Raw genomic sequence first — 20968 nt, 5'->3', positions numbered from 1 at the left:
ATCTCGTCATCCCCGGGCGTGGTGCGCTTGCACCGAACCCGGGATCTCGAGATTTCGGGTTCAGCCCTCTCGGGCTGCCCCGGAACAACAAGTAATAGGGGCTGCGAAACCCGCTTCCCCAAATTAGTTATGTCCTATAATGATTGTCGAGCGTTGACCGGCCCCTGAACGGCCGGGGAGGAGTTCGCCAATGACGTTCATCTATCCCGTCGACAGCAACAAGGCGCATCCGCTGCCGCTGTCTCCCGAGTACAAGAGCTCGATCAAGCGCGCGCCGCACCAGCCCTTGATTCCGATGCGCCACACCCTGTCGGAGCTGACTGGCCCGGTCTATGGCCACGAGACCGTGCGCGAGGGCGACAATGATCTGACCCGCCAGCACAGTGGCGAGCCGCTCGGCGAGCGCATCATCGTGCATGGCCACGTCCGCGACGAGGACGGCCGCGGCGTGCCGAACTCGCTGGTCGAAATCTGGCAGGCCAATTCCTGCGGCCGCTATGTCCATGTCCGTGACCAGCACCCGGCACCGCTCGATCCAAATTTCACGGGCGCCGGCCGTACCGTGAGCGATGCCTCAGGTTACTACCGCTTCGTCACCATCAAGCCGGGCGCTTATCCCTGGGGCAATCATCACAATGCGTGGCGGCCCGCGCACATCCACCTCTCGGTCTTCGGCCATTCCTTTGTCACGCGCCTCGTGACGCAGATGTATTTCCCGAACGATCCGCTGTTCCCGTTCGACCCGATCTTCAATTCGGTGCCGGACGAAAAGGCGCGGGCGCGGATGGTCTCTTCCTTCGATCTCGAGAACACACAGCCCGAATGGGCGCTGTGCTATCGCTTTGACATCGTGCTGCGCGGCCAGAACGCCACGCCTATGGAGAACCATTAAGTGCAGGATTCTGTGAAGCCCAACGGGATCACCCCATCGCAAACCGTCGGTCCGTTCTTCAAATACGGCCTGACGCCGAACGGCGAATACGCCTGGAACGACGCGTTCACCAACTCGACGCTCACGCCCGACGTTTCTGGCGACCGTATCCGCATCGAGGGCCGGGTATTCGACGGTGATGGCGTCGCCGTGCCGGATTGCATGCTGGAGATCTGGCAAGCGGACGCGCAAGGTCGCTTTGCCGACCCGCAGGACAAGCGTGCGCTGCCGAATGCGAGCTTCCGCGGCTTTGCCCGCTGCGGCACCGACAAGGATGGCAATTACGCCTTCGAGACCATCAAGCCCGGCGCCGTGCCGGATCCCGACGGCAAGCCGCAGGCGCCGCACATCCTTCTTGCGGTCTTCGGGCGCGGCATGCTCAGGCATCTCTATACCCGCATCTATTTCAGCGACGAGGCCGGCAATTCCGCCGATCCCGTGCTGGCGCTGGTGCCCACTGAGCGCCGCGCCACGCTGGTTGCGACGCGCGAGGCCGGCAAGGCGGTTTACCGGCTTGACCTGCGGCTCCAGGGCGACGACGAGACGGTGTTCTTCGACGTTTAACGCCCGCGTCGTCACGGACCTGCGGGCGCGCCTGAGACGCGCTTGTCCGGGACGGGGGCCGGGGGCGTCTTCCGTATCGGAGCCGCCCCTGATGCTTCCCGTAGTTTCCCCGTAGTTTCCCCGGAGTTCGCGGAGCGCAATTTCCGCGCGTAGCAATCCCGTGTTTACCGTAGTCGTTTAGTATCCATTTGGATTTCGACCGCGCGACCGGATTGTTCCATGAAAATTCGTTTTTCGCTTTCCTCGGCAATCATTGCATTCGGTGTCGTCCTGGCCCTCGGCTTTACGGCCGTGGTCTCCACCAGCCTCTACGCCCTAAGAGAGCTCAAGGTCGGCGGCCCGCTCTATTCCGATATCAAGCTCGGCAACGACCTCATCGCCGATATCCTGCCGCCGCCGGAATATGTCATCGAAGCCTATCTCGAGGCCACGCTTGCCATGCGCGAGCCGGACCAGCTTGCCACTCATGGCGAGCGCCTAGTTCAGCTCCGCAAGGATTACGACGAGCGCAAGGCATTCTGGGTCGCCTCCAGCCTCTCGGCAGACCTGAAGACCGCGCTGGTGTCGAAGTCCGATGCCGAGGTGCAGAAATTCTGGAAGGCGTCCGACCAGCTCCTGCCAGCCCTCAAGGCCAAGGACGCGGCCGCTTCCGAGCGCGCCTATGCGCAGCTGAAGGGCGCATACACCGCGCATCGCGCCGTCATCGACAGCATCGTCGAGAGTGCCAACAAGCAGAATGCCGCCATGGAGAAGCTGGCCGCGGACCGCGACAGTTCGATGCTCTTTATCCTCCTCGGCGTCTCCGCCGCCGTCCTCGCCTTCATTGCCGCAGGCCTGCTCGGCGTTGCGCTCGGCGTGGTGCGCCCGATCGTACGAATGACGGACACGATGCAGAAGCTCGCGACCGGCGATCTCGCAGCCGACATTCCTTTCGCGCACCGCCAGGACGAGGTTGGCTCGATGGCGGGTGCGCTGCTGGTGTTCAAGCAGGCGGCGGTCGAGAATTCCCGCCTGCGCGAGGAGCAGTTGCGGCAGGAACAGGAGGCCGCGCGCGCCAAGCGCAGCGCCCTGCAGCAGATGGCCGAGACCGTCGAACGCGAGACCGGCCGGTCTGTCGACAGCGCGAGCGCGGCGACGCAGGGCGTGGAGCGGGTCGCCACCAGCCTGTCCGAGATCGCAAGTTCGCTCTCCGCGCAGTCGCAGGCGGTCGCCGCGGCCTCCACCCAGGCCCTCGGCAGCTCGCAAACCGTCTCGGCTGCGGCCGAAGAGCTGAGCGCCTCGATCCGCGAGATCGCGAGTCAGGTCGCGAGGACCAGCACGGTCACCAAATCTGCGGTCGCCGGCCGTGAGCAGGCGCGCTCGACCATTCAGGCGCTGGCTGGTTCGGTGAGGAAGATCGCCGAGGTCTCCGATCTTATCGGCGGCATCGCCGGCCAGACCAACCTCCTGGCGCTCAACGCCACGATCGAGGCGGCGCGCGCCGGCGAGGCCGGCCGCGGCTTCGCGGTGGTCGCCACCGAGGTGAAATCGCTGTCCGATCAGACCGCCAAGTCCACCGAGGAGATCGGGCGGCTGATTGCCGAGATCCAGACCGCGACTCAGGCTGCCGTCGACGCCGTCGAGACCATGGGGGGCCACATCGCCGAGATCGACGGTGTCGCGATCTCGGTTGCTGCCGCGATGGAAGAACAGGACGCCGCGACGCGTGAGATCACGCGATCGATCTCCGAATCGGCGTCGGCGGCGAAGGAGGTCTCGGCCAAGATCGGTCATGTCAGCCGCGACGCCGCCTCCGTGAACGAGCGCGCCGCGGAGGTCAGGCAGGCGATCGCCGGCATGGCCGCCAATCTCGAGCAACTGCGGTCGGTCGTGGTGCGGACCGTGCGGGACTCGACTGCCGCGGCGTGACGCCCGGCGCGATGCCTGCCGCTGGTGCCGGCGGTTGTGATCGTGCAGTATGGCGCGGCACAGGGGCATCGTGGTCTTCATGACGAATGCGCAACTGCCGGCGGTTGCCGAGCCCGGTCACCTCACGGCCGCGCTGCGCCGGGCCGGCGCGCTGGACGCCGGTGCGGTGCGCGAGGTGAAGGTGCTGCATCAGCGCGACACCATCGTGTCACATATCGTGCGTCTCGGTTTGCGCTATGTTGGGGAGTCCGCTGGCGCCCCGCAGTCGCTGATCCTGAAGACCGCGCATGCAGGCTTCGCCAAGTCGCTCGCAAATAGCGGCCGGAACGAAGTCGCGTTCTACACGCAGCTTGAGCCAGAAACGCCGCGGGGTCTCGTGCCGCGCTGCTTCGACGGACATTTTGACGAGGACGGCCTCACCTGGCATCTCCTGCTCGAGGACCTCACCGACAGCCATGAGATTGCAACTCAATGGCCGCTGCCGCCCTCGCGAGAGCAGGCAACGGCGATCGTGACGACACTCGCGCGCTGGCACGCGGCGTGGTGGGACCACGATAGCTTCGGCGATACTATCGGCACCTGGATGAGCACCGACGACAGTGCGAAGCTGATGGCGACCTTCGCTGGTCACTACGATCGTTTCGCCGATCTGCTCGGCGACCGCCTCAGCGAGGAGCGGCGCATCCTCTTCCGCCGCTTCATCGAGCAATCGGAACGGTTGCTCGAGCGTTATCATTCGCGCCGGCATGTCACCATCGCTCATGGCGACGCCCATACCTGGAATTTTCTGTTGCCGCGCACAGGCGTTGCCAACACCGTTCGCATCTTCGATTTCGACCAGTGGCGCATAAACGTGCCGACCGGTGACCTCGCCTACATGATGGCGACGCAATGGTATCCGGACCGCCGGCAGGCACTCGAACGGCCCCTGCTCAACCTCTATCACGAGACGCTGATACAGCACGGTGTCACGGGTTACACGCGCGGCGCGCTCGATCAGGACTATCGCCGGTCGGTGCTCTGGCAGATCACCAAGCCGGTCTGGCAATGGAGCATCAACATCCCGCCGCTGATCTGGTGGAATAACCTGGAGCGGGTGATGATGGCGGTCGAGGATCTCGGGTGCGAGGAGTTGTTGTAGCGCGCTCGTGTCCCGGGCGCGGTGCAGCGTGTAACGCTGCGCCGCAGAACCGGGACAATCGTGCCGCGGGCATGGGCCCCGGCTCAGCAGCGCATCAGTTGCGTGCTGCGCTGCGTCCGGGGCACGGGACCGATCACTACTCCATCACCGCATGCTCCGGCCCGGCGGCCTGCTTGCGTAGTGTGGCCTTGGTCGAGCCGATCAGCAAAGCGAGCGGGATGGTGCAGAGGATGAAGACCATCACCAGCTGGTAATCGTGCGCGAAAGCGATGATCTGCGCCTGCACGCTGACCATTCTGTCGGTCATGGCGCGGCCGGCGTCTGTGGAAAGATTGATCATGCCGCTGACGCTGGGCATCTGGAGCGCATGGTTGAACGGGTTGATGTGCTCGGAGAGAATCGCATAAGTCCGCCGCGTTCCCTGCGTCAGCTGGGCGATGACGACGGAGATGCCGACTGAGCTTGCGACGTTGCGCATCAGGGTCAGCATCGCGGTGCCGTCGGTACGCAGCTCGTTCGACAGCGTCAGGAACGCCACGGTCGAGAGCGGCACGAAGACAAGGCCGAAGCCGAAGCCCTGGATGACGCTGACCGTGACGATCTCCGGTACCTGGGTCAGGTCGGTCCAGCCGGTCATCTGGAACAACGAGCCCGCGGTCAGCGTGAGGCCTGCGATGATCAGCGTGCGGGCCTCGACATAGCGCATCATGCGGCCGACCAGCATCATGGCGAAGAAGGTGCCGATGCCGCGGCTCGCCAGCAGCAGGCCGGCGGTGATGATGGGATAGCCGATCACGTTCTGCATGTAGGGCGAAGCCAGCGCCATGGTCGAGAACAGCACGAGCCCCATCACGACCATGAACACGCAGCCGGTGACGAAGTTGCGATCCCGAAACAGCGCGAAGCGGATGAACGGCGTCGATGTCGTGAAGGAGTGCGCGAGGAAGAAGTAAAAGGCGACAGCGGAGACGATGAATTCCGCCAGGATCTCGCTCGACTCAAGCCAGCCGAGCTGCTCGCCGCGGTCGAGCGCAAGCTGAAGTGCGCCGATCGCGATCGCCAGCGCGGCGAAACCGAACCAGTCGAACTTCAGGCTGAAATCCTTCCGGGTCTCGTCCATGAAGACGATCAGCCCGAGCACGGTGATGGCGCCGAAGGGCAGGTTGACGAAGAACACCCAGTGCCAGGAATAGGTCTCGGTGAGCCAGGCGCCCAGCGAGGGGCCCATGATCGGGCCCATCATCACGCCCATGCCCCAGATCGACATCGCCTTGGCGCGCTCCTGGAGCGTGTAGTAGTCGAGCATGACCGACTGAGACAGCGGCACCAGGGCGGCGCCGAACACGCCTTGCAGCAGGCGGAACAGCACCATCTGGTTGATGTCCTGGGCGAGGCCGCACAACACCGACGCCATGGTGAAGCCCGCCGAGCAGATGATGAAGATGCGCTTGCGGCCGAAGCGGTTGGCGATCCAGCCCACCGGCGCCGTCATAATCGCGGCGGCGACGATGTAGGAGGTCAGCACCCAGTTGATCTGATCCTGCGAGGCGGACAGCGTGCCTTGCATGTAGGGCAATGCGACATTGGCGATGGTGGTGTCCAGCGCCTGCATGATGGTCGCGGTCATGGCGCAGATCGTCACCATGTTCCGGCGCAGGCCTGGGACCATCAGACTGGCATTGGGGCCGGACATCGATCAGTCCTTCTCAGGTTTATTCTTTGTCCTGGCCTTGGCCCGCGGTCGCTGACAGGCCAAGCAGGCCGGCGAGCGAGCGCCGATGGCCGGTGTCGATGGTGGCGTAGACGCTCATGCCGGCCTTCAGTTTCCGCACGTATTTGTCGGTCTCGTCGAAATAGATCCGGATCGGCACGCGCTGCACCACCTTGACGAAATTGCCGGTGGCGTTCTGCGGCGGCAGGATCGCGAATTGCGCGCCGGTGCCGGGCGAGAGCGATCCGATCTTGCCCTTGAAAAGGTGGTTCGGAAATGCGTCGACTTCGAGCGTGACGGGCTGTCCTTCGGTGACGTAGGTGAGATCGCTCTCCTTCGGATTGGCATCGACCCAGGGATGGGCGACGTCGATGATGGAGAACACCGGCGTGCCGGCGGCGACGTAGCGGCCGAGCTGGATCTGTTCCACTTGCGTGGCCACGCCGTCCATCGCCGCGCGCAGGACGGTGTGGTCGAGGTTGCGCTGGGCGTCGTCCAGCTTGGCTTTCGCCTGCGCGTAAGGCGGGAACTGCTCCAGCGGCAACGAGGGATCGCCCAGCAATTGCGTCTTGGCGTTGGAGAGCTGCTGCTTGATGTATTGTGCCTGTGCGCCTGCGGTCACCAGCGCGTTGGCAGCGTTGTCGAGATCGAGCTGCGAGCCGTAATTGTTCTTGACCAGCGCCTGCTTGCGCTCGACATCGCGTTGCTTCAGGTCGACGCCCTGCTGGGCAAGGTTGAGCATGTCGCCGTAGATCTTGATATTGGCGACGAGGTTCTCATAGGTCGTGCGGGCCTGCGCGAGCTGCGCCTTGGCTTCATCCACTGCGTGGCGGAACGGAACGGGGTCGATCTCGAACAATTCGTCGCCCTGCTTGACGGACTGTCCTTCTCTCACGATCACCTTCTGAATCTTGCCCGAGATGTCGGGCGTCACCAGCACCTTCTGCGCACCGACATAGGCGTCGTCGGTGCCGACATAGCGGCCGCCATGGAGATAGAAGGTGATGCCGCCGATGGCGACGGTGACCGGCAGGACGACCAGGAGGAGGAAGCGGCGGTAGCGGCGCAGGCCCGCCGCCACGCGGCGGCGCGGATCCGTGCCAGCCTTCTTTGTGGGCTTGCCGCCGTCGATCTTCTGCTCGGGCTGGAACTTGAGGACCTGATCAGCCATAGCGCTGCTCCTTGCGTGCTTGTTCCGCTCCGGATGTCTGGATCGCGGTCCGCACGTTTTCCTTGATCGTTTCGAGCTGGGTGAGGAGGCGGTGGGCGTCGGCCGCGTTGATGCCGTCGAGCGCATTGGCGGTGATTTCGGACTTCAGCCCGCTCATCCGGCCGAGCAATGTCCGGCCCGCCTTCTTCAGATACAGGCGCTTGACGCGGCGGTCCGAGGCGTCGCTGCGGCGCTCGATCCAGTCATTGTCGCAGAGCTTGTCGATCAGGCGCGTCAGCGTGATCGGCTGCATCTCGAGGAGCTCGGCGAGCTCCGACTGCTTCATGCCCTCGCTGCGCTCGACTTTGGACAGCACGGCCCATTGCGCGCGGGTGATGCCGAAACGGGACGCCTCCTTGTCGGCATAGACACGCAACAAGCGGTAGAGCTCACCCAGCGTGAACAGGAAATTCTGGTCGACCGACCCTCGGGTCATGAGCTTCGTCTCCAATAAGCCTGGAATATAATAAGCAAGCTTATGATTATTTCATGGCGGATTAGCGGGACGCCGTCCCGCTCCAAGAGCATGGCTGGCAGCCGCGTTGCCGGTCGCGCTTTGGGTTCCATCAGCAAAATGCTAGAACGCGTCCCGCATGACCCTCGCAAACACGGCATTTCCCGCGCCCGATCACGATCACGACCGCTGCACTGCGGATGCGCTGGCGCATGCCGAACAGGTCTGCGAGCAGCGCGCGCAGAAATTCACGCCGATCCGCCGTCAGGTGCTCGGGGCGCTCCTCTCCAGCCACCGCCCGCTTGGCGCCTATGAGGTGATCGACGAACTCGCCAAGTCGATGGCGCGACCAGCGCCGATCACGGTCTATCGTGCTCTCGATTTTCTGATGGCCAACGGCCTCGTGCATCGCATCGAGAGCCGTAACGCCTATTTGGCCTGCGCCGCCCATGACCACGACGCGACCTCGGCGGTGGCGTTCCTGATTTGCGAACGCTGCGGCCTGGTCGGCGAGATCCCGTCGGCCTCCTTCGCCAAGGAACTCAATGCCGCTGCGCGCAGCTCAGGCTTCGCTCCTAAATTGTCCGTGGTGGAGATCACGGGCATCTGCACCCATTGTCAGAAAGCTGCCTGAAGAATGCGATCAACTCGACCCAAGGCCGCGGTGTCCACCTCTCCCCGCTGGGGAGAGGTAAAGAGCCCCACCGTCCGATCGCTCAAGTAACAACGGCACAACGCCGGTAGTCGGGAAGAGATGTCCTCACCACAAGCCATATCCTCCGCCGGTCGCCCGCTGAGCGTCGGCGCCATCGCCCTGATGCTGATGCTGTGCTTGACCTGGGGCTTCAACCAGATTGCGGTGAAGCTGGTGCTGCCGGATATCCCGCCGATGCTCCAGGCCACGATCCGCTCGATGGGCGCGCTGCCGGTGCTATTCATCATCGGCACCCTTCGTGACGTCAATTTCTTCGAACGTGACCGCACCTGGAAGCCCGGCCTGATCGCCGGATTGATGTTCGGAATCGAGTTCGTTCTGATCTTCCAGGGCCTGCGCTTCACACCGGCCTCTCGGGCGGTCGTCTTCCTCTACACCGCGCCGTTCTTCGTCGCGCTCGGCTCCTATCAGGTGCTCGGCGAACGGCTTGGCGGCACGCAATGGCTGGGACTGGCGGTGAGCTTTGCCGGCGTCGCGCTCGCCATCGGCGTGCCGCAGCCGGATGTCGATGCCAAGGTGTTGCTCGGTGACCTCATGATCGTCGGCGGCGCGGCGCTGTGGGCGGCAACCACGCTGGTCGCCAAGGGCACGCGGCTGCGCTTCGCCGCGCCCGAGAAGGCGCTGGGCTATCAGGTCGCGACCTCGATCCCGATCCTCGGCCTGGCAGCCTGGCTGTTCGGCGAATCCGTCACGCATACGCCTGCGCCCCTGTCCCTCGCTCTCATGGCCTTCCAGGCGATCTGGGTGGTTGGAACCACGTTCACGCTTTGGTTCGCGCTGGTGAAGACGTATTCGGCCAGCAAATTGTCGGCTTTTACCTTCATCACCCCTTTGTTTGGCGTGGTCGGTAGCTATTTCATCATGCACGACACCCTAAGCCTGACATTCGGGGCCGCCGCGGTCCTTGTAATTGCTGGGCTTTTTCTGGTTAACCGTCCCAGCTCATCGGCTGCGGCGGCGCGCGATGCATTGCTGAACGTCACCAAAACCTGATATTTGGACCCCATGAACAAGCTCGAAAACCCTCTCGATTCCGACATCGCGGGCCCCGCGCCCCGGCACCGAACCACCCAGGTCAAGGTCGGCGACGTCTCGGTGGGCGGCGGTGCGCCGATCGTCGTGCAGTCGATGACCAACACCGACACCGCCGACATCGACGGCACCATTGCCCAGGTCGCAGCGCTCGCGCGCGCCGGCTCAGAAATGGTCCGCATCACCGTGGACCGGGAGGAGGCTGCCGCCGCCGTTCCGCACATCCGCGACGGCCTGCTCAAGCGCGGCATTACCACGCCCTTGATCGGCGACTTCCACTATATCGGTCACAAGCTGCTCGCGGCCTATCCGGCCTGCGCCGAAGCGCTCGCCAAATACCGCATCAATCCCGGCAATGTCGGCTTCAAGGACAAGCGCGACACCCAGTTCGCCGACATCATCGAGATCGCCAACAAGAACAACAAGCCAGTGCGCATCGGCGCCAATTGGGGCTCGCTGGACCAGGAACTGCTGACCAAGCTGATGGACGAGAACGCTGCTTCGGCCAATCCACGCGACGTGCGCGCGGTGACGCGCGAGGCCATGGTGCAGTCCGCGTTGTTGTCGGCCGCGCGCGCCGAAGAACTCGGCATGCCGAAGAACCGCATCATCCTGTCCGCCAAGGTCTCGGCGGTGCAGGATCTCATTGCGGTCTACCAGGATCTCGCCAGACGTTCCGACTATGCCATCCATCTCGGGCTGACCGAGGCCGGCATGGGCTCGAAGGGCATCGTGGCGTCCTCAGCCGCGCTCGGCATTCTCTTGCAGCAGGGCATCGGCGACACCATCCGCATCTCGCTGACGCCGGAGCCCGGCGGCGACCGCACCCGTGAAGTGCAGGTCGGCCAGGAACTGCTCCAGACCATGGGCTTCCGCACCTTTGTGCCGCTGGTTGCGGCCTGCCCCGGCTGCGGCCGCACAACCTCGACCACGTTCCAGGAGCTGGCCCGCTCGATCCAGGATTTCATCCGTGATGAGATGCCGAACTGGAAGACAAAATATCCCGGCGTCGAAGAGCTCAACGTCGCGGTGATGGGCTGCATCGTCAACGGCCCCGGCGAGTCCAAGCACGCCAATATCGGCATCTCGCTGCCCGGCACCGGCGAAGCCCCGGCCGCCCCGGTCTTCGTCGACGGCAAGAAGTTCCGCACGTTGCGCGGCCCGACGATCTCCGCCGACTTCAAGGCGCTGGTGATCGACTATATCGAACAGCGCTACGGCCAAGGCGCCAAGGTGCCGGTGACGGCGGCGGAGTGATCGAGGTCAGCACCGCTTCGGTTGCTCATATGCTTCGCCCCAATCCGGGTCCGCTGGTTCGGTAAGATCGACACCAGAGGGAACGAATGTAACGTCCTTCAACGCTCCGAACAGCGGATGGCGTCCGCTCGGCTTCGGAGGCTGAGAAGGGAGTGTCGAAGGATCATCCTCGGCCATTTGTTTCTCCCCGATTTTTCGCCCAACCTATCGGAAAAAGCATCAGCGCGCATCGCCGGGCCCATCAAGCGCCTGTGGCCCGGATGGAGCGAAAGCGAAATCCGGGGCCTTGCCCATCGTGGAACGACCGTTCTCAGATTGCGCATCGTTCCAGCCGGGCTACATTGCTCTCAATCAACAATGATCGGGAGCCAACCGCCATGAGCTCACTCGCCGGCAAGCAGGGTCCGCGCTATCGCCACACCGCCGAAGACGGTGCTCCCTACGAGACCATCGCGGTTGAAAAGCTCACCCCGATCATCGGCGCGGAAATCTCCGGCGTCGACATCGGCAGGCTCGTCGAGGGCGACACCCGCTCCAACCGGCAGATGGACGAGATCCACCGCGCGCTTGCCGAAAACCTCGTGATCTTCTTTCGCGATCAGCACATCACGCCAAAACAGCATCTCGCCTTCGGCCGCAAGTTTGGCGAGCTGCATTTTCATCCCGCTGCGCCGCATGAGGATGAAGACCCGGCGCTGATGAAAATCTATGCCGACAAGAACTCGCCGCGTGCCAATGGCGAGGGTTGGCATTCGGATGTGTCCTGCGATCTCGAGCCGCCGATGGGCTCGATCCTCTACATTAAGCAATGTCCGCCGCGCGGTGGCGACACGCTGTTCGCCAACATGTATGCAGCCTATGAGGCGCTGTCCGATCGCATGAAGGTCTATCTCGACGGGCTCACTGCGCTGCATGACGGCGAGCCGATTTATCGTGGACTCTACGCCAATTACGGCGTCGCGGACCGCCCCTCTTATCCGCACGCCGAGCATCCCGTGGTGCGAACGCATCCGGTCACCGGCAGGAAGGCGCTCTATGTCAACCGCGGCTTCACCCGCCACATCAACGGCATCCCGCGCGACGAGAGCGACGCGATGCTCGCCTATCTCTATCAGCACGCCGAAAATCCGCTGTTCCAATGCCGCTTCCGCTGGACCGAGAACGCCATCGCGTTCTGGGACAACCGCTGCACCCAGCACCGCGCGATGTGGGATTACTGGCCGCATACGCGCTCGGGCACGCGCGTGACGGTGAAGGGTGAGCGGCCGGTGTAAGCTCGTGCCCGGACGCAGCGCAGCGCGGTAGAGCGGGGCCCTAGGTGGCAGCGATGGCCCGGCTCTGCGTCGCGGCATTTCATGGCGCGCCACGTCCGGGACAGGGGCGCTATCTTGCGTTGACGCCCTTGCGCTCTCGCCCCAATCTTCCCGAAAACAAATCGGGAGGATCACATGCTCCGCGCCGAGGACAACAAGTTCCTGACCGAGTCCGGCCCCGGAACGGGCATGGGCGAGCTGCTGCGCCGCTTCTGGATTCCCGTCCTGCTCTCTGAAGAGCTCCCCGAGCCTGACGGCGAGCCGAAGAAGATCATCGTGCTCGGCGAGGAGCTGCTCGCCTTTCGCGACTCAAACGGCGTCGTCGGTGTCATCGACCAATATTGCCCGCATCGCGGCGCCAATCTCTGGCTCGGGCGCAATGAGGAATGCGGCATCCGCTGCGTCTATCATGGCTGGAAGTTCGACACCGACGGACGTTGCGTCGACATGCCGACCTCCTATCCCGATCTCAACGCCAAGGATCTGATCCGCATCAAATCCTATCCGGTCCGCGAATGGGGCGAGATGATCTGGGCCTATATGGGCCCGGCCGAAGCGATGCCCGAGCTGCCCGATCTCGAGCTGGCGCTGCTGCCGGCTTCGCATCGCTACGTCAGCAAGAAGTGGCAGGATTGCAACTGGGTGCAGGCGCTCGAAGGCTCGATCGACACCGCGCATTTCACCTTCGCCCATCTCTCCTTCGACAAGGAAGAGAACGAGATTCTGGACATCAAGAGGCATTTTGTGAATCCGCTCACCCGCGTGAACACGGACCATATGCGCTGGATCGCCGAGGACCCGCGCCCGATCATCAAAGTCAGCTCCCACGAGGCGGGGCTGACCATCGCCGGTGGCCGGCTGACCGGCGGCGACAACATCTACTGGCGCATCGCGCAATTCCTGATGCCGTTCCACGCCTATGCGCCGAGCGCGATGCCGGGCGAGAATATCTTTGGCCAGACCTTCGTGCCTGTGACCGACACCAATTGCTGGATCTACACCTATGCCTGGAATCCGGAGCGTCCGTTGACGCAAGCCGAGCGCGACGCTTTTGATCGCGGTAATGGCGTGATCGCGGAGGTCGACGACAATTACGTGCCGCTCCGCCACAAGGGCAACGACTATTTGATCGACCGCAAGCTCCAGAAGACCAGGAGCTACACCGGCATCAAGGGCGTCTCCGAGCAGGACGCTGCCGTGCAGGACAGCCAGGGGCCGATCGCCGACCGCACCCGCGAGCATCTCGGCCCGACCGATCTCGGCATCATGCATTTCCGCAAAACCGTCATGGATCTGGCGCGGGCGCTCCAGCACGGCGAGCCGCCGCCGCAGGCGGCGCACCAGGATCGCTACGCGGTGCGCTCCGGCGCCTGCGTCACCAGCAAGACCAAGGACCTGCCCGCGGTGATGCTGGAACGTTTCGGTGATGTCGCGGGCTTCGTCGGCCGCCCGCGGATCGCGGCAGCGGAGTAGAGCTTGGGGCAGTCGCGCAGCATCATCGCCGGGCTCATCGCCTCGATCCTGCTGTCGCCGCTCGCGCTTGTCGACGTCGGCGAGGCTGCTGCTACGCGAAAGATCGCGAGACCCAGGCCGAAGCCGTCGCCGGCCAAATGCGAGATGGCGAAATTCCGCATCGTCGTGGATGTCGGGCACACCCCAGACGCCTACGGCGCATTGAGCGCGCGCAATGATCCGGAGTTCGGCTTCAACTTGCGTCTCGCAAGTCTCATCACCGCAAGACTCAAATCCGAAGGTTTTGCCGCAACCCGCCTGCTCGTGACGAACGGCAAGGCGAGAGCGAGCCTGTTCAAGCGTGTTAGTGCCGCGAATGACGGCCGCGCCGATCTGTTCCTGTCGGTCCATCACGATTCGGTGCCGGACAAGCTGCTCGAGACCTGGGAATTCGATGGCGCAAACAGCTATTTCAGCGACCGCTTTTCGGGCCACTCGCTGTTCGTGTCGCACCAGAATCCGCACTTCGCCACCAGCCTGTTGCTGGCACGGATGATCGGCAGGCAGCTGAAAGAGCAGGGCCTGCACTATGCGAGGCAATACACCCTTCCAGTGATGGGCCACTACCGGCGCCAGCTGCTCGACAAGGACGTCGGCGTCTATCGCTACGACGGGCTCGTCGTGCTCTCGCGGACGAGAAGCGCCGCGGTGCTGCTCGAGGCCGGCTCGATCATCAACCGCGACGAGGAGATGGAGATGAATTCGTCGGAGCGGCAGGACGCGGTCGCGGGGGCCGTTGCGGCTGCGATGAGGGAGTTCTGCGAGAGGCGATAGACTGCCTGTTCGTTCAAACAACTGTCATTGCGAGCGCAACGAGGCAGTCCAGGCGGCCGCGGTGGAAAGAGTCTGGATTGCTTCGGTGCGCTCGCAATGACGGCGGGAAGCTACAGCGGCGCGCCCCGATACTCCCGATTCGCCAAACTCGCCTCCTCAAGGTCCAGGTCGCGCTCGATCCTTCGCCTTGTCTCGTCGGTGATTTGGCCGTCGCGCAGCAGGTCGTGGATGAATTTGCGCTCGGCGACGATCAGCTCCCGGGTCAACGCGATGCCGGCGGCGGAGACGTCGTGGTGCGTAGGATCGAGCAAATCCGGAAGCTGGCTGATGCGGATCTCGTGGCGAGCACGGAGGAGCCGCATCACCTCGTCGGACACCTCCTTCTCCGCTGTCAGCGCGTCGAGCGATTTGAGTGCTGCCTCGAGAGCCTGACGACGCGCGGCGATCTCGGCCTCATGCTCGCCGACATGCTCGTTGCGGCCGGCCTCGGCGACGCCGAGCCAGCGCACCACCGGCGGCAGCGTCAGGCCGACACCGATCAGGGTGATGAAGATGACGCCGAAAGCGACGAACAGGATCAGGTCGCGATATGGGAACGCCTCGCCGCTCGGCAGGGTGAACGGCAGCGCCAGCGCAGCCGCCAGCGACACCGCGCCGCGCACGCCGGTGAAGGCGAGCGTGAACACCCATTGCCAGGGCGGCGACGGATCGCGCTCGCGCAGCGATTTGCTGAACATCCGCGGTAGATAGGTCGCGGGATAGAGCCAGGCGAAGCGCGCAATGACGACGATCACCAGGACCACGGCGGTCGCGATCACGATGTCGTCGAGCGGAAAGGCCTTCGACTTCTCGTACAGCGCGCGCATCTGAAAGCCGGTGAGCAGGAACAAGAGGCCTTCGATCAAATAGATCACGAGGTCCCAGAAGAAGATGCCCTGCAGGCGCGTCGCGGAAGAAATCAGCAGCGGGCCGTTCCAGCTCACATAAAGGCCGCAGGCGACCGTCGCGATCACGCCGGAGCCGCCAACATGTTCGGGCAGCCAATAGGAGACGTAAGGCGTGATCAGCGACAGCGTGAGCTCGACCTGCGGATCCCCCGACCATTTGCGGAGACGCAGGGAAAGCCACCCCACGCCGATGCCGAAGGCGATCTCGCCGGCGATGATGAGGAGGAATTCGCCGGCCGCCAGTGGCAGCGAGAAATGGCCGACCATGATTGCAGCGAGCGCAAAGCGGTACAGGATCAGCGCGGTGGCGTCGTTGGCGAGCCCTTCGCCCTCGAGCACGACCAGGATTCGCCGCGGCATGTGCAGCCGGCGTGCGATGGCGAGCGGCGCCACCACGTCGGGCGGCGCGACGATGGCCCCCAACAGGAAGGCAACGGTCCAGGGCAGGCCGATCATGTAATGCGTGGCGGCCGCCACCATTGCCGCAGTGAAGATCACCGCGCCGACCGCGAGCAGCACGATCGGGCGCAAATTCTTCCTGAACTCGCGCCAGCTCATAGCGACGCTTGCCGAGTAGATCAGCGGTGGCAGCACCATCAGCAGCACCAGTTCCGGCGGCAGTTCAACCGACGGCATGCCCGGCACGAAGGCGAGGCCGACCCCGGCCAACATCAGCAGGATGGCAGGGGCGACGTTGAAGCGGCGTGCGGCCAGCGCCACGCCTGCCAGCACGGCCAGCAGGATGAGAAAGGTCTGAAACTTCGCTTCCATGATGGCCTGTCTTGACCCGGAAGCGGCGGCAACGTCAATGCGCGCGGCTCACGCCAGCCGCTCGGCCACCATCCGGCCGATCCGCGCGAAAGCCGCCGCGATCTGTGCGGCAGTCGGCGTGCCGCCTTGGACGTAGGCCGTAAGCAGGATCGGCGTGTCGGGCTTCGGCCAAGCCACCGCGATGTCGCCCGCTGCGTCCTTGCCATTGTAGCCGGTCTTGTCGCCGATCTTCCAGCCTGCGGGCAGGCCACCGCGCAGCCGGTTCGCACCGGTCTTGCAGTTCACCATCCATTCGGTGAGCTGCGCGCGCGAGGCCGGCAACAATGCTCCGCCCAGCATCATGCGGCGCAGGTTCCCGGCCATCGCCGCCGGCGTCGTCGTGTCCCGGGGATCGCCCGGCTGGGAGCGGTTGAGCTCGGGCTCGTTGTGGTCGAGCCGCGAGGTGGTATCGCCGATTGATCGCCAGAACGCGGTGAGCGCGGTCGGCCCGCCGATCCGCGCCAGCAGCAGATTGGCGCAAGTGTTGTCGCTGAGCTCGACGATCGCCTTGCACATCTCGGTGACCGACATTGCGCCGGCCGCCAGATTTTGCTTCGCGACCGGCGCGTATTCCAAGAGGTCGTCCTGGCCGTAGGGAATCATGGCGGCAAGCTGTTCCTCGCCGCGGTCGACCCGCGCCAGCACACAGGCCGCGAGCGAGGCCTTGAATGTCGAGCACATGACAAACCGCTCGTCGGCGCGCCAAGCGAGTTTGGCGCCGGTCGCGAGATTTTCCGCATAGACGCCAATCCGCCCGACGCTCTCGCGTTCGTATGTTTCGAGTTCAGGCGGCGCATCCGCGGCCAGCGCAGGAGATGCGGCCATCCAGCACAGCGAGGCAAGCAGGGAGCGGCGGTCGAGCAGCATGGGGGACTTTCGCGCGAATGAAGATGGGGGATGCGGCGCACTCTATCCGCATTGTCGTTGCGAGCGGAGCGAAGCGGAGGGATTCTGGATTGCTTCGCTTCACTCGCAATGATGGAGAATGGGAGACGAGCGCGCCCGATTTCGGGCAGCGGAAGGTTGAGCCCCTCACTCTCTCAGGTCGTATCGATAAGATTTCGAGACAATCTGCCAATCCGTCGGCGAGCTTCATCGCCACCAGGTAGTCGGTGAAATAGCGCGGCGGCAGCTGGCATCTGACCTTGACGAAGGCGGTCTTGTCGTCAGAACGGTCGATGGTGACGATGAAATCCTCTCGCGGCTTGCCTTCAGCCTTGCCGGAAGGACGCTTGCGCACGCGGTCGAGCCAGTCCGGCACGGTCAGCACCTGCAATTCGCCCTTCTCGACCCAGCGCAGGTCGGCGGAGGGATGGAAAATGGCGCCGAGCTTTTCGGCGTCGCCCTCATAGAGGCCGTCAAAATAGGATTGCACGACGGCTTCGAGACTTGAACGATTTGGGCTCATGGGTCATCCCTTTGAATGATGGCTTGAGGCGAGCTTAGTCGTACACATCAAAATGCGCTATGGAATGTCCAGACCGTTTGCGCAAGGACATCATGATGACTGGATCAGAGATTTCGAACGCTCGTATCCTGATCGGCGAATGCTATTGCCGTGCAGTGCGCTTCGAGGTGGCCGACGAATTCTCTTATGCGATGAACTGCCATTGCTCGAACTGCCGCCGCACCACCGGCTCCGCCTTCAAGCCGTTCGCCGGTATCGCGCGAGACAAGCTCCGCATCGTCAGGGGCGGCGACCAGCGGACTATTTTCGGCGACGATATCACCCACGATGTGCATTGCGCCCATTGTGGCTCCTTGCTCTATTCCCAGGTGCGTGAGGGAAAATGGGCCCATGTCGCTATGGGAGCTCTGATCGACACCCCCTCGATCCGGCCCAGCGCCCATATTTTCGTGGGCTCGAAAGCGCCCTGGCACGAGATCACGGATGACCTGCCGCAATATCGGGAGCATATCGGGGTTGACTGAGGGAACCCGGCCCGATCTGCTTCCCGGCGAACCACGGCCGCGCTGGCGCGACCAACAAAGGGGTATTTCGTCCGGTTGCGGGCGCCGCCTTCGTGACCTCCATCACAAGCGCCGGTGGCGGATCCTGCTAAAGCGGTCCCAAAGGGCCCAGCGGCCCGAATTTCGGAAGTCGTGTCATGCGCAATTTGCTCAGACTTTGTCCGCTTCTCCTTGCCTTCGCGCTGCTGTTTGGCACTGATCCGGCTTTCGCCGGCAAGCGCGTTGCGCTGGTGCTCGCCAATTCGGCCTATCAGCATGCGCCGTTGCTGGCCAACCCGGTCAACGACGGTTCGGTGATGGCCAAGACGCTGAAGGAGGCCGGCTTCGACATCGTCGATTCCCGGCACGATTTGTCGGCGCTGGACACGCGGAGGGTGCTCCGCGACTTCGCGGACGCGACCCGCGATGCCGATATCGCCGTGGTCTATTATGCCGGTCATGGCATCGAGGTCGAGGGGTCGAACTATCTGATCCCGGTCGACGCCAGGCTCGAGCGCGACACCGACGTCTACGACGAGGCGCTCTCGCTCGACCGCGTCCTGGTTGCAGTCGAGCCCGCCAAGCAGCTCCGCCTGGTGATCCTGGATGCCTGCCGCGACAATCCGTTCGGCAAGAGGATGAAGCGCACAATCGCTTCGCGCGGCATCGGCCGCGGCCTCGCCCAGGTCGAGCCGACCAGTCCCAACACGTTGATCGCCTATTCGGCCAAAGCCGGCTTCACGGCGCAGGACGGCGACGGCGCTAACAGCCCGTTCACGGTCGCGCTGTCCAAGCATCTGGCGACACCGGGCCTCGACGTCCGCCGCGCCTTCGGATTCGTCCGCGACGACGTGCTCAAGTCGACTGGCAACAAGCAGGAGCCGTTCGTCTATGGCTCGCTTGGCGGCGAGGATGTTCCGCTGGTGCCGGTGAAGATGACGGCGGCGGCTCCGGCGGCACCTGTGGCGAACCCGCAGGCCGATATCCGCCGCGATTACGAGCTCGCGCTCCAGCTCGGCAACAGGGCGGCGTGGGATGCCTTCCTCGCCCAGCATCCCGACGGTTTCTATGCGAGCTTGGCCAAGCTCCAGCTCGAGAAGATCGGTGCCGAGCAGGCCCATGCGGCGGCGATCGCGAAGGCGAAACAGGCCGAGGCCGAGCGCGACCGCCTCGCCGCCCTTGGTGCGCAGAAGGATGCGCAGGCCAAAGCCGCAGCCGATGCGAAAGCCGCTGAGCAGGCGCAGCTTGCCGCCCAGAAAGCGAAGGAGCAGGCGCAGCAGCAGGCAGCCGTGGCAGAGCAGCAGCGCGTCAACCTCGCCGCTGCGGCACCCGGCGGTGCGCCGGCCAGCACGGCCGGTCCGGCCGGCACCAACGTTGCCTCGCTGACCCCCGCCACCGCACCGGCTGATCTCACTCGCACGGTGCAGTCCGAGCTCGGCCGCGTCGGCTGCTTCTCCGGGCAGGCCGACGGCAATTGGAATACGTCTTCGCAGCGCTCCCTGTCGCAGTTCAACCGTTATGCCGGCACCAAGCTCGACGTGAAGGTGGCGAGCACCGGAGCGCTCGATGCGGTCAAGTCGAAACCGTCGCGCGTCTGCCCGCTGGTCTGTGAGCACGGCTTCAAGGTCGACGGTGATAAATGCACCAAGATCGTCTGTCGTGACGGCTATGCGGTCAACGACGACAATGAGTGCGAGAAGAAGCGTGCCGCCAAGCCGGCCAAGCCTGCGCTTGCGAAGCGCGACGACGGTGATGAACGTCCTGCACGGCAGCGTCGCCAGTCCGCCGGCGCTGGCGCAGCGGACGGTTACGGTGCTGCCGCCGGCATTGCTGCCGCCGCTGGCGCCAGTCGCGCTAAGGGTGGCGGGCAGGTGTTCTGCAATAGCGGGGGCTGCCGTCCGGTCCACCGCGGCTGCCATCTCGAATATCGCGGCGGAGGCGGCCCCGGCAACGACGCCAATGCCGAGGTCTGTTACTAGGATCGGGGTGTCCCTAAGGAATCGTCCTGGCGAATGCCAGCACGATTCCTTGGAGTGAGTTCAGGTCGCAATCGCGCTTGCCGCGATGTTCACCGTCAGCGCCAGCAACGCCGTGTTGTAGATGAACGACACGATGCCGTGCGCCGTTGCCGTGCGGCGGATGGTCTTGTCGGTGATGCCGACGTCGGAGACCTGCGCGGTCATGCCGATCACGAACGAGAAATAGACGAAATCCCAATAATCGGCGTGATCTTCCTTGTCGCCGCTCGGAAACTGAAGGCCTCCTGCCGTACCGTGCCGATAATAATCATGCGCGTAATGCAGCGCGAAGGTCGTGTGCACGGCAGCCCATGACAGGGCGATTGTGGTGATCGCGATGGTCAGCTCCATGACGCCGCGATGCGACGTGCCGAGCTCGGAGACGATCGCCGCGATGCTGGCGAAGGCGCCGGTCGCCGTCACCAGCAGGATGACGAAGCGGCCGTCGTCCTGCATCGCAGCGGCGCGACGAATGTGCTGGTGGTCGTTGCACAGCATCATCGCATAGACCAGCACGAGGTAGACCGCGATCAGCGCGTCCCAGCCGAACAAGAGCCGCGTCACCAGCCGGTGCGTGCCCGGCAGCAGCAGGCAGACAAGGATGCCGACAGCGACCGCAACAAACGTTCGCGGCCGTGCATAAAGCAGCTGCATCGGCCGCGACATCTGGCGGAAGCGGGCGAGGACGGGATCCTCTTTGCCGCCGGCGGCCATCGATGCG

General features: G+C 64.2%; 18 protein-coding genes and 1 pseudogene. 12 read left to right on the top strand and 7 right to left on the bottom strand.

Translation table 11 applies throughout. The features are described from left to right. Positions 1–190: 190 nt before the first annotated feature. The 4 genes from pcaH to IVA78_RS17465 all read left to right on the top strand — a co-directional run bounded on the left by pcaH (position 191) and on the right by IVA78_RS17465 (position 4544). Positions 191–892, top strand: a complete 702-nt coding sequence (gene pcaH, locus IVA78_RS17480; protein WP_247281973.1) for a protocatechuate 3,4-dioxygenase subunit beta — start codon at positions 191–193, stop codon at positions 890–892. Next, positions 893–1495 (top strand): protocatechuate 3,4-dioxygenase subunit alpha, encoded by a 603-nt coding sequence (pcaG, locus tag IVA78_RS17475; protein WP_247281972.1) that lies wholly within the window; start codon positions 893–895, stop codon positions 1493–1495. 219 nt (positions 1496–1714) lie between these two features. Beyond that, positions 1715–3403 carry a methyl-accepting chemotaxis protein gene (locus tag IVA78_RS17470; RefSeq protein WP_247418255.1) on the top strand — a complete coding sequence of 563 codons (1689 nt, stop codon included), beginning with the start codon at positions 1715–1717 and terminating at the stop codon, positions 3401–3403. 49 nt (positions 3404–3452) lie between these two features. Further along, positions 3453–4544: an ecdysteroid 22-kinase family protein gene (locus IVA78_RS17465; protein ID WP_247466723.1), complete on the top strand. Its 1092-nt coding sequence runs from the start codon at positions 3453–3455 to the stop codon at positions 4542–4544. A 136-nt stretch (positions 4545–4680) separates the two neighbouring features. On the opposite strand, the gene IVA78_RS17460 is transcribed toward IVA78_RS17465, so the two are convergent. Genes IVA78_RS17460 through IVA78_RS17450 form a run of 3 tightly spaced genes read right to left on the bottom strand, consistent with a single transcriptional unit; the run spans position 4681 to position 7901 of the window. Next, positions 4681–6237 (bottom strand): MDR family MFS transporter, encoded by a 1557-nt coding sequence (locus IVA78_RS17460; RefSeq protein WP_247281969.1) that lies wholly within the window; start codon positions 6235–6237, stop codon positions 4681–4683. Between the two features lie 19 nt (positions 6238–6256). Continuing rightward, a complete protein-coding gene (locus IVA78_RS17455) occupies positions 6257–7426 on the bottom strand; it encodes an HlyD family secretion protein (RefSeq protein WP_247281968.1) in 1170 nt (389 codons plus the stop codon). After that, positions 7419–7901 carry a MarR family transcriptional regulator gene (locus tag IVA78_RS17450; RefSeq protein ID WP_247281967.1) on the bottom strand — a complete coding sequence of 161 codons (483 nt, stop codon included), beginning with the start codon at positions 7899–7901 and terminating at the stop codon, positions 7419–7421. The genes IVA78_RS17455 and IVA78_RS17450 overlap by 8 nt, the downstream gene beginning before the upstream one ends. 157 nt (positions 7902–8058) lie before the next feature. Here IVA78_RS17450 and IVA78_RS17445 point away from each other — a divergent pair, with 157 nt between their 5' ends. From IVA78_RS17445 to IVA78_RS17420, 6 genes are all read left to right on the top strand, one after another. Beyond that, entirely contained in the window at positions 8059–8553 is a 495-nt protein-coding gene (locus IVA78_RS17445) for a transcriptional repressor (RefSeq protein WP_247281966.1), read from the top strand. A 120-nt stretch (positions 8554–8673) separates the two neighbouring features. Further along, positions 8674–9627, top strand: a complete 954-nt coding sequence (locus IVA78_RS17440; RefSeq protein ID WP_247281965.1) for a DMT family transporter — start codon at positions 8674–8676, stop codon at positions 9625–9627. Between the two features lie 12 nt (positions 9628–9639). Continuing rightward, the gene (ispG, locus tag IVA78_RS17435) at positions 9640–10923 is read left to right on the top strand and encodes a flavodoxin-dependent (E)-4-hydroxy-3-methylbut-2-enyl-diphosphate synthase (RefSeq protein WP_247281964.1); all 1284 of its coding nucleotides are present in this window, start codon (positions 9640–9642) and stop codon (positions 10921–10923) included. Between the two features lie 377 nt (positions 10924–11300). After that, positions 11301–12197 carry a TauD/TfdA family dioxygenase gene (locus tag IVA78_RS17430; protein ID WP_247281963.1) on the top strand — a complete coding sequence of 299 codons (897 nt, stop codon included), beginning with the start codon at positions 11301–11303 and terminating at the stop codon, positions 12195–12197. Between the two features lie 174 nt (positions 12198–12371). Next, positions 12372–13709: a Rieske 2Fe-2S domain-containing protein gene (locus IVA78_RS17425; RefSeq protein ID WP_247450636.1), complete on the top strand. Its 1338-nt coding sequence runs from the start codon at positions 12372–12374 to the stop codon at positions 13707–13709. A 3-nt stretch (positions 13710–13712) separates the two neighbouring features. Continuing rightward, on the top strand, positions 13713–14522 hold the full coding sequence (locus IVA78_RS17420; RefSeq protein WP_247281960.1) for an N-acetylmuramoyl-L-alanine amidase: 810 nt from the start codon (positions 13713–13715) through the stop codon (positions 14520–14522). Between the two features lie 110 nt (positions 14523–14632). Here IVA78_RS17420 and IVA78_RS17415 read toward each other — a convergent pair whose 3' ends face one another. From IVA78_RS17415 to IVA78_RS17405, 3 genes and pseudogenes are all read right to left on the bottom strand, one after another. Then, positions 14633–16240, bottom strand: a complete 1608-nt coding sequence (locus IVA78_RS17415) for a Na+/H+ antiporter (protein WP_247281959.1) — start codon at positions 16238–16240, stop codon at positions 14633–14635. A gap of 48 nt (positions 16241–16288) precedes the next feature. Further along, positions 16289–17146: a class A beta-lactamase gene (gene bla / locus IVA78_RS17410; RefSeq protein ID WP_247281958.1), complete on the bottom strand. Its 858-nt coding sequence runs from the start codon at positions 17144–17146 to the stop codon at positions 16289–16291. A 165-nt stretch (positions 17147–17311) separates the two neighbouring features. Further along, positions 17312–17687 (bottom strand): annotated as a pseudogene (locus tag IVA78_RS17405) (nuclear transport factor 2 family protein). Between the two features lie 95 nt (positions 17688–17782). Between IVA78_RS17405 and IVA78_RS17400 the strand changes: the two are divergent. Together IVA78_RS17400 and IVA78_RS17395 are read left to right on the top strand one after the other, a co-directional pair. Next, positions 17783–18211, top strand: a complete 429-nt coding sequence (locus IVA78_RS17400; RefSeq protein WP_247282055.1) for a GFA family protein — start codon at positions 17783–17785, stop codon at positions 18209–18211. A gap of 176 nt (positions 18212–18387) precedes the next feature. Next, entirely contained in the window at positions 18388–20208 is a 1821-nt protein-coding gene (locus IVA78_RS17395) for a caspase family protein (protein WP_247466719.1), read from the top strand. Positions 20209–20268: 60 nt separating this feature from the next. Here IVA78_RS17395 and IVA78_RS17390 read toward each other — a convergent pair whose 3' ends face one another. Further along, positions 20269–20961 carry a DUF1345 domain-containing protein gene (locus tag IVA78_RS17390; RefSeq protein WP_247281955.1) on the bottom strand — a complete coding sequence of 231 codons (693 nt, stop codon included), beginning with the start codon at positions 20959–20961 and terminating at the stop codon, positions 20269–20271. Positions 20962–20968 lie beyond the last annotated feature (7 nt).

The sequence above is a fragment of the Bradyrhizobium sp. 137 genome, from assembly GCF_023074095.1.
Classification (GTDB): Bacteria; Pseudomonadota; Alphaproteobacteria; order Rhizobiales; family Xanthobacteraceae; genus Bradyrhizobium.
Note: the sequence above shows the minus strand (reverse complement) of the source record. Positions and strands in the feature narration are given on the sequence as shown.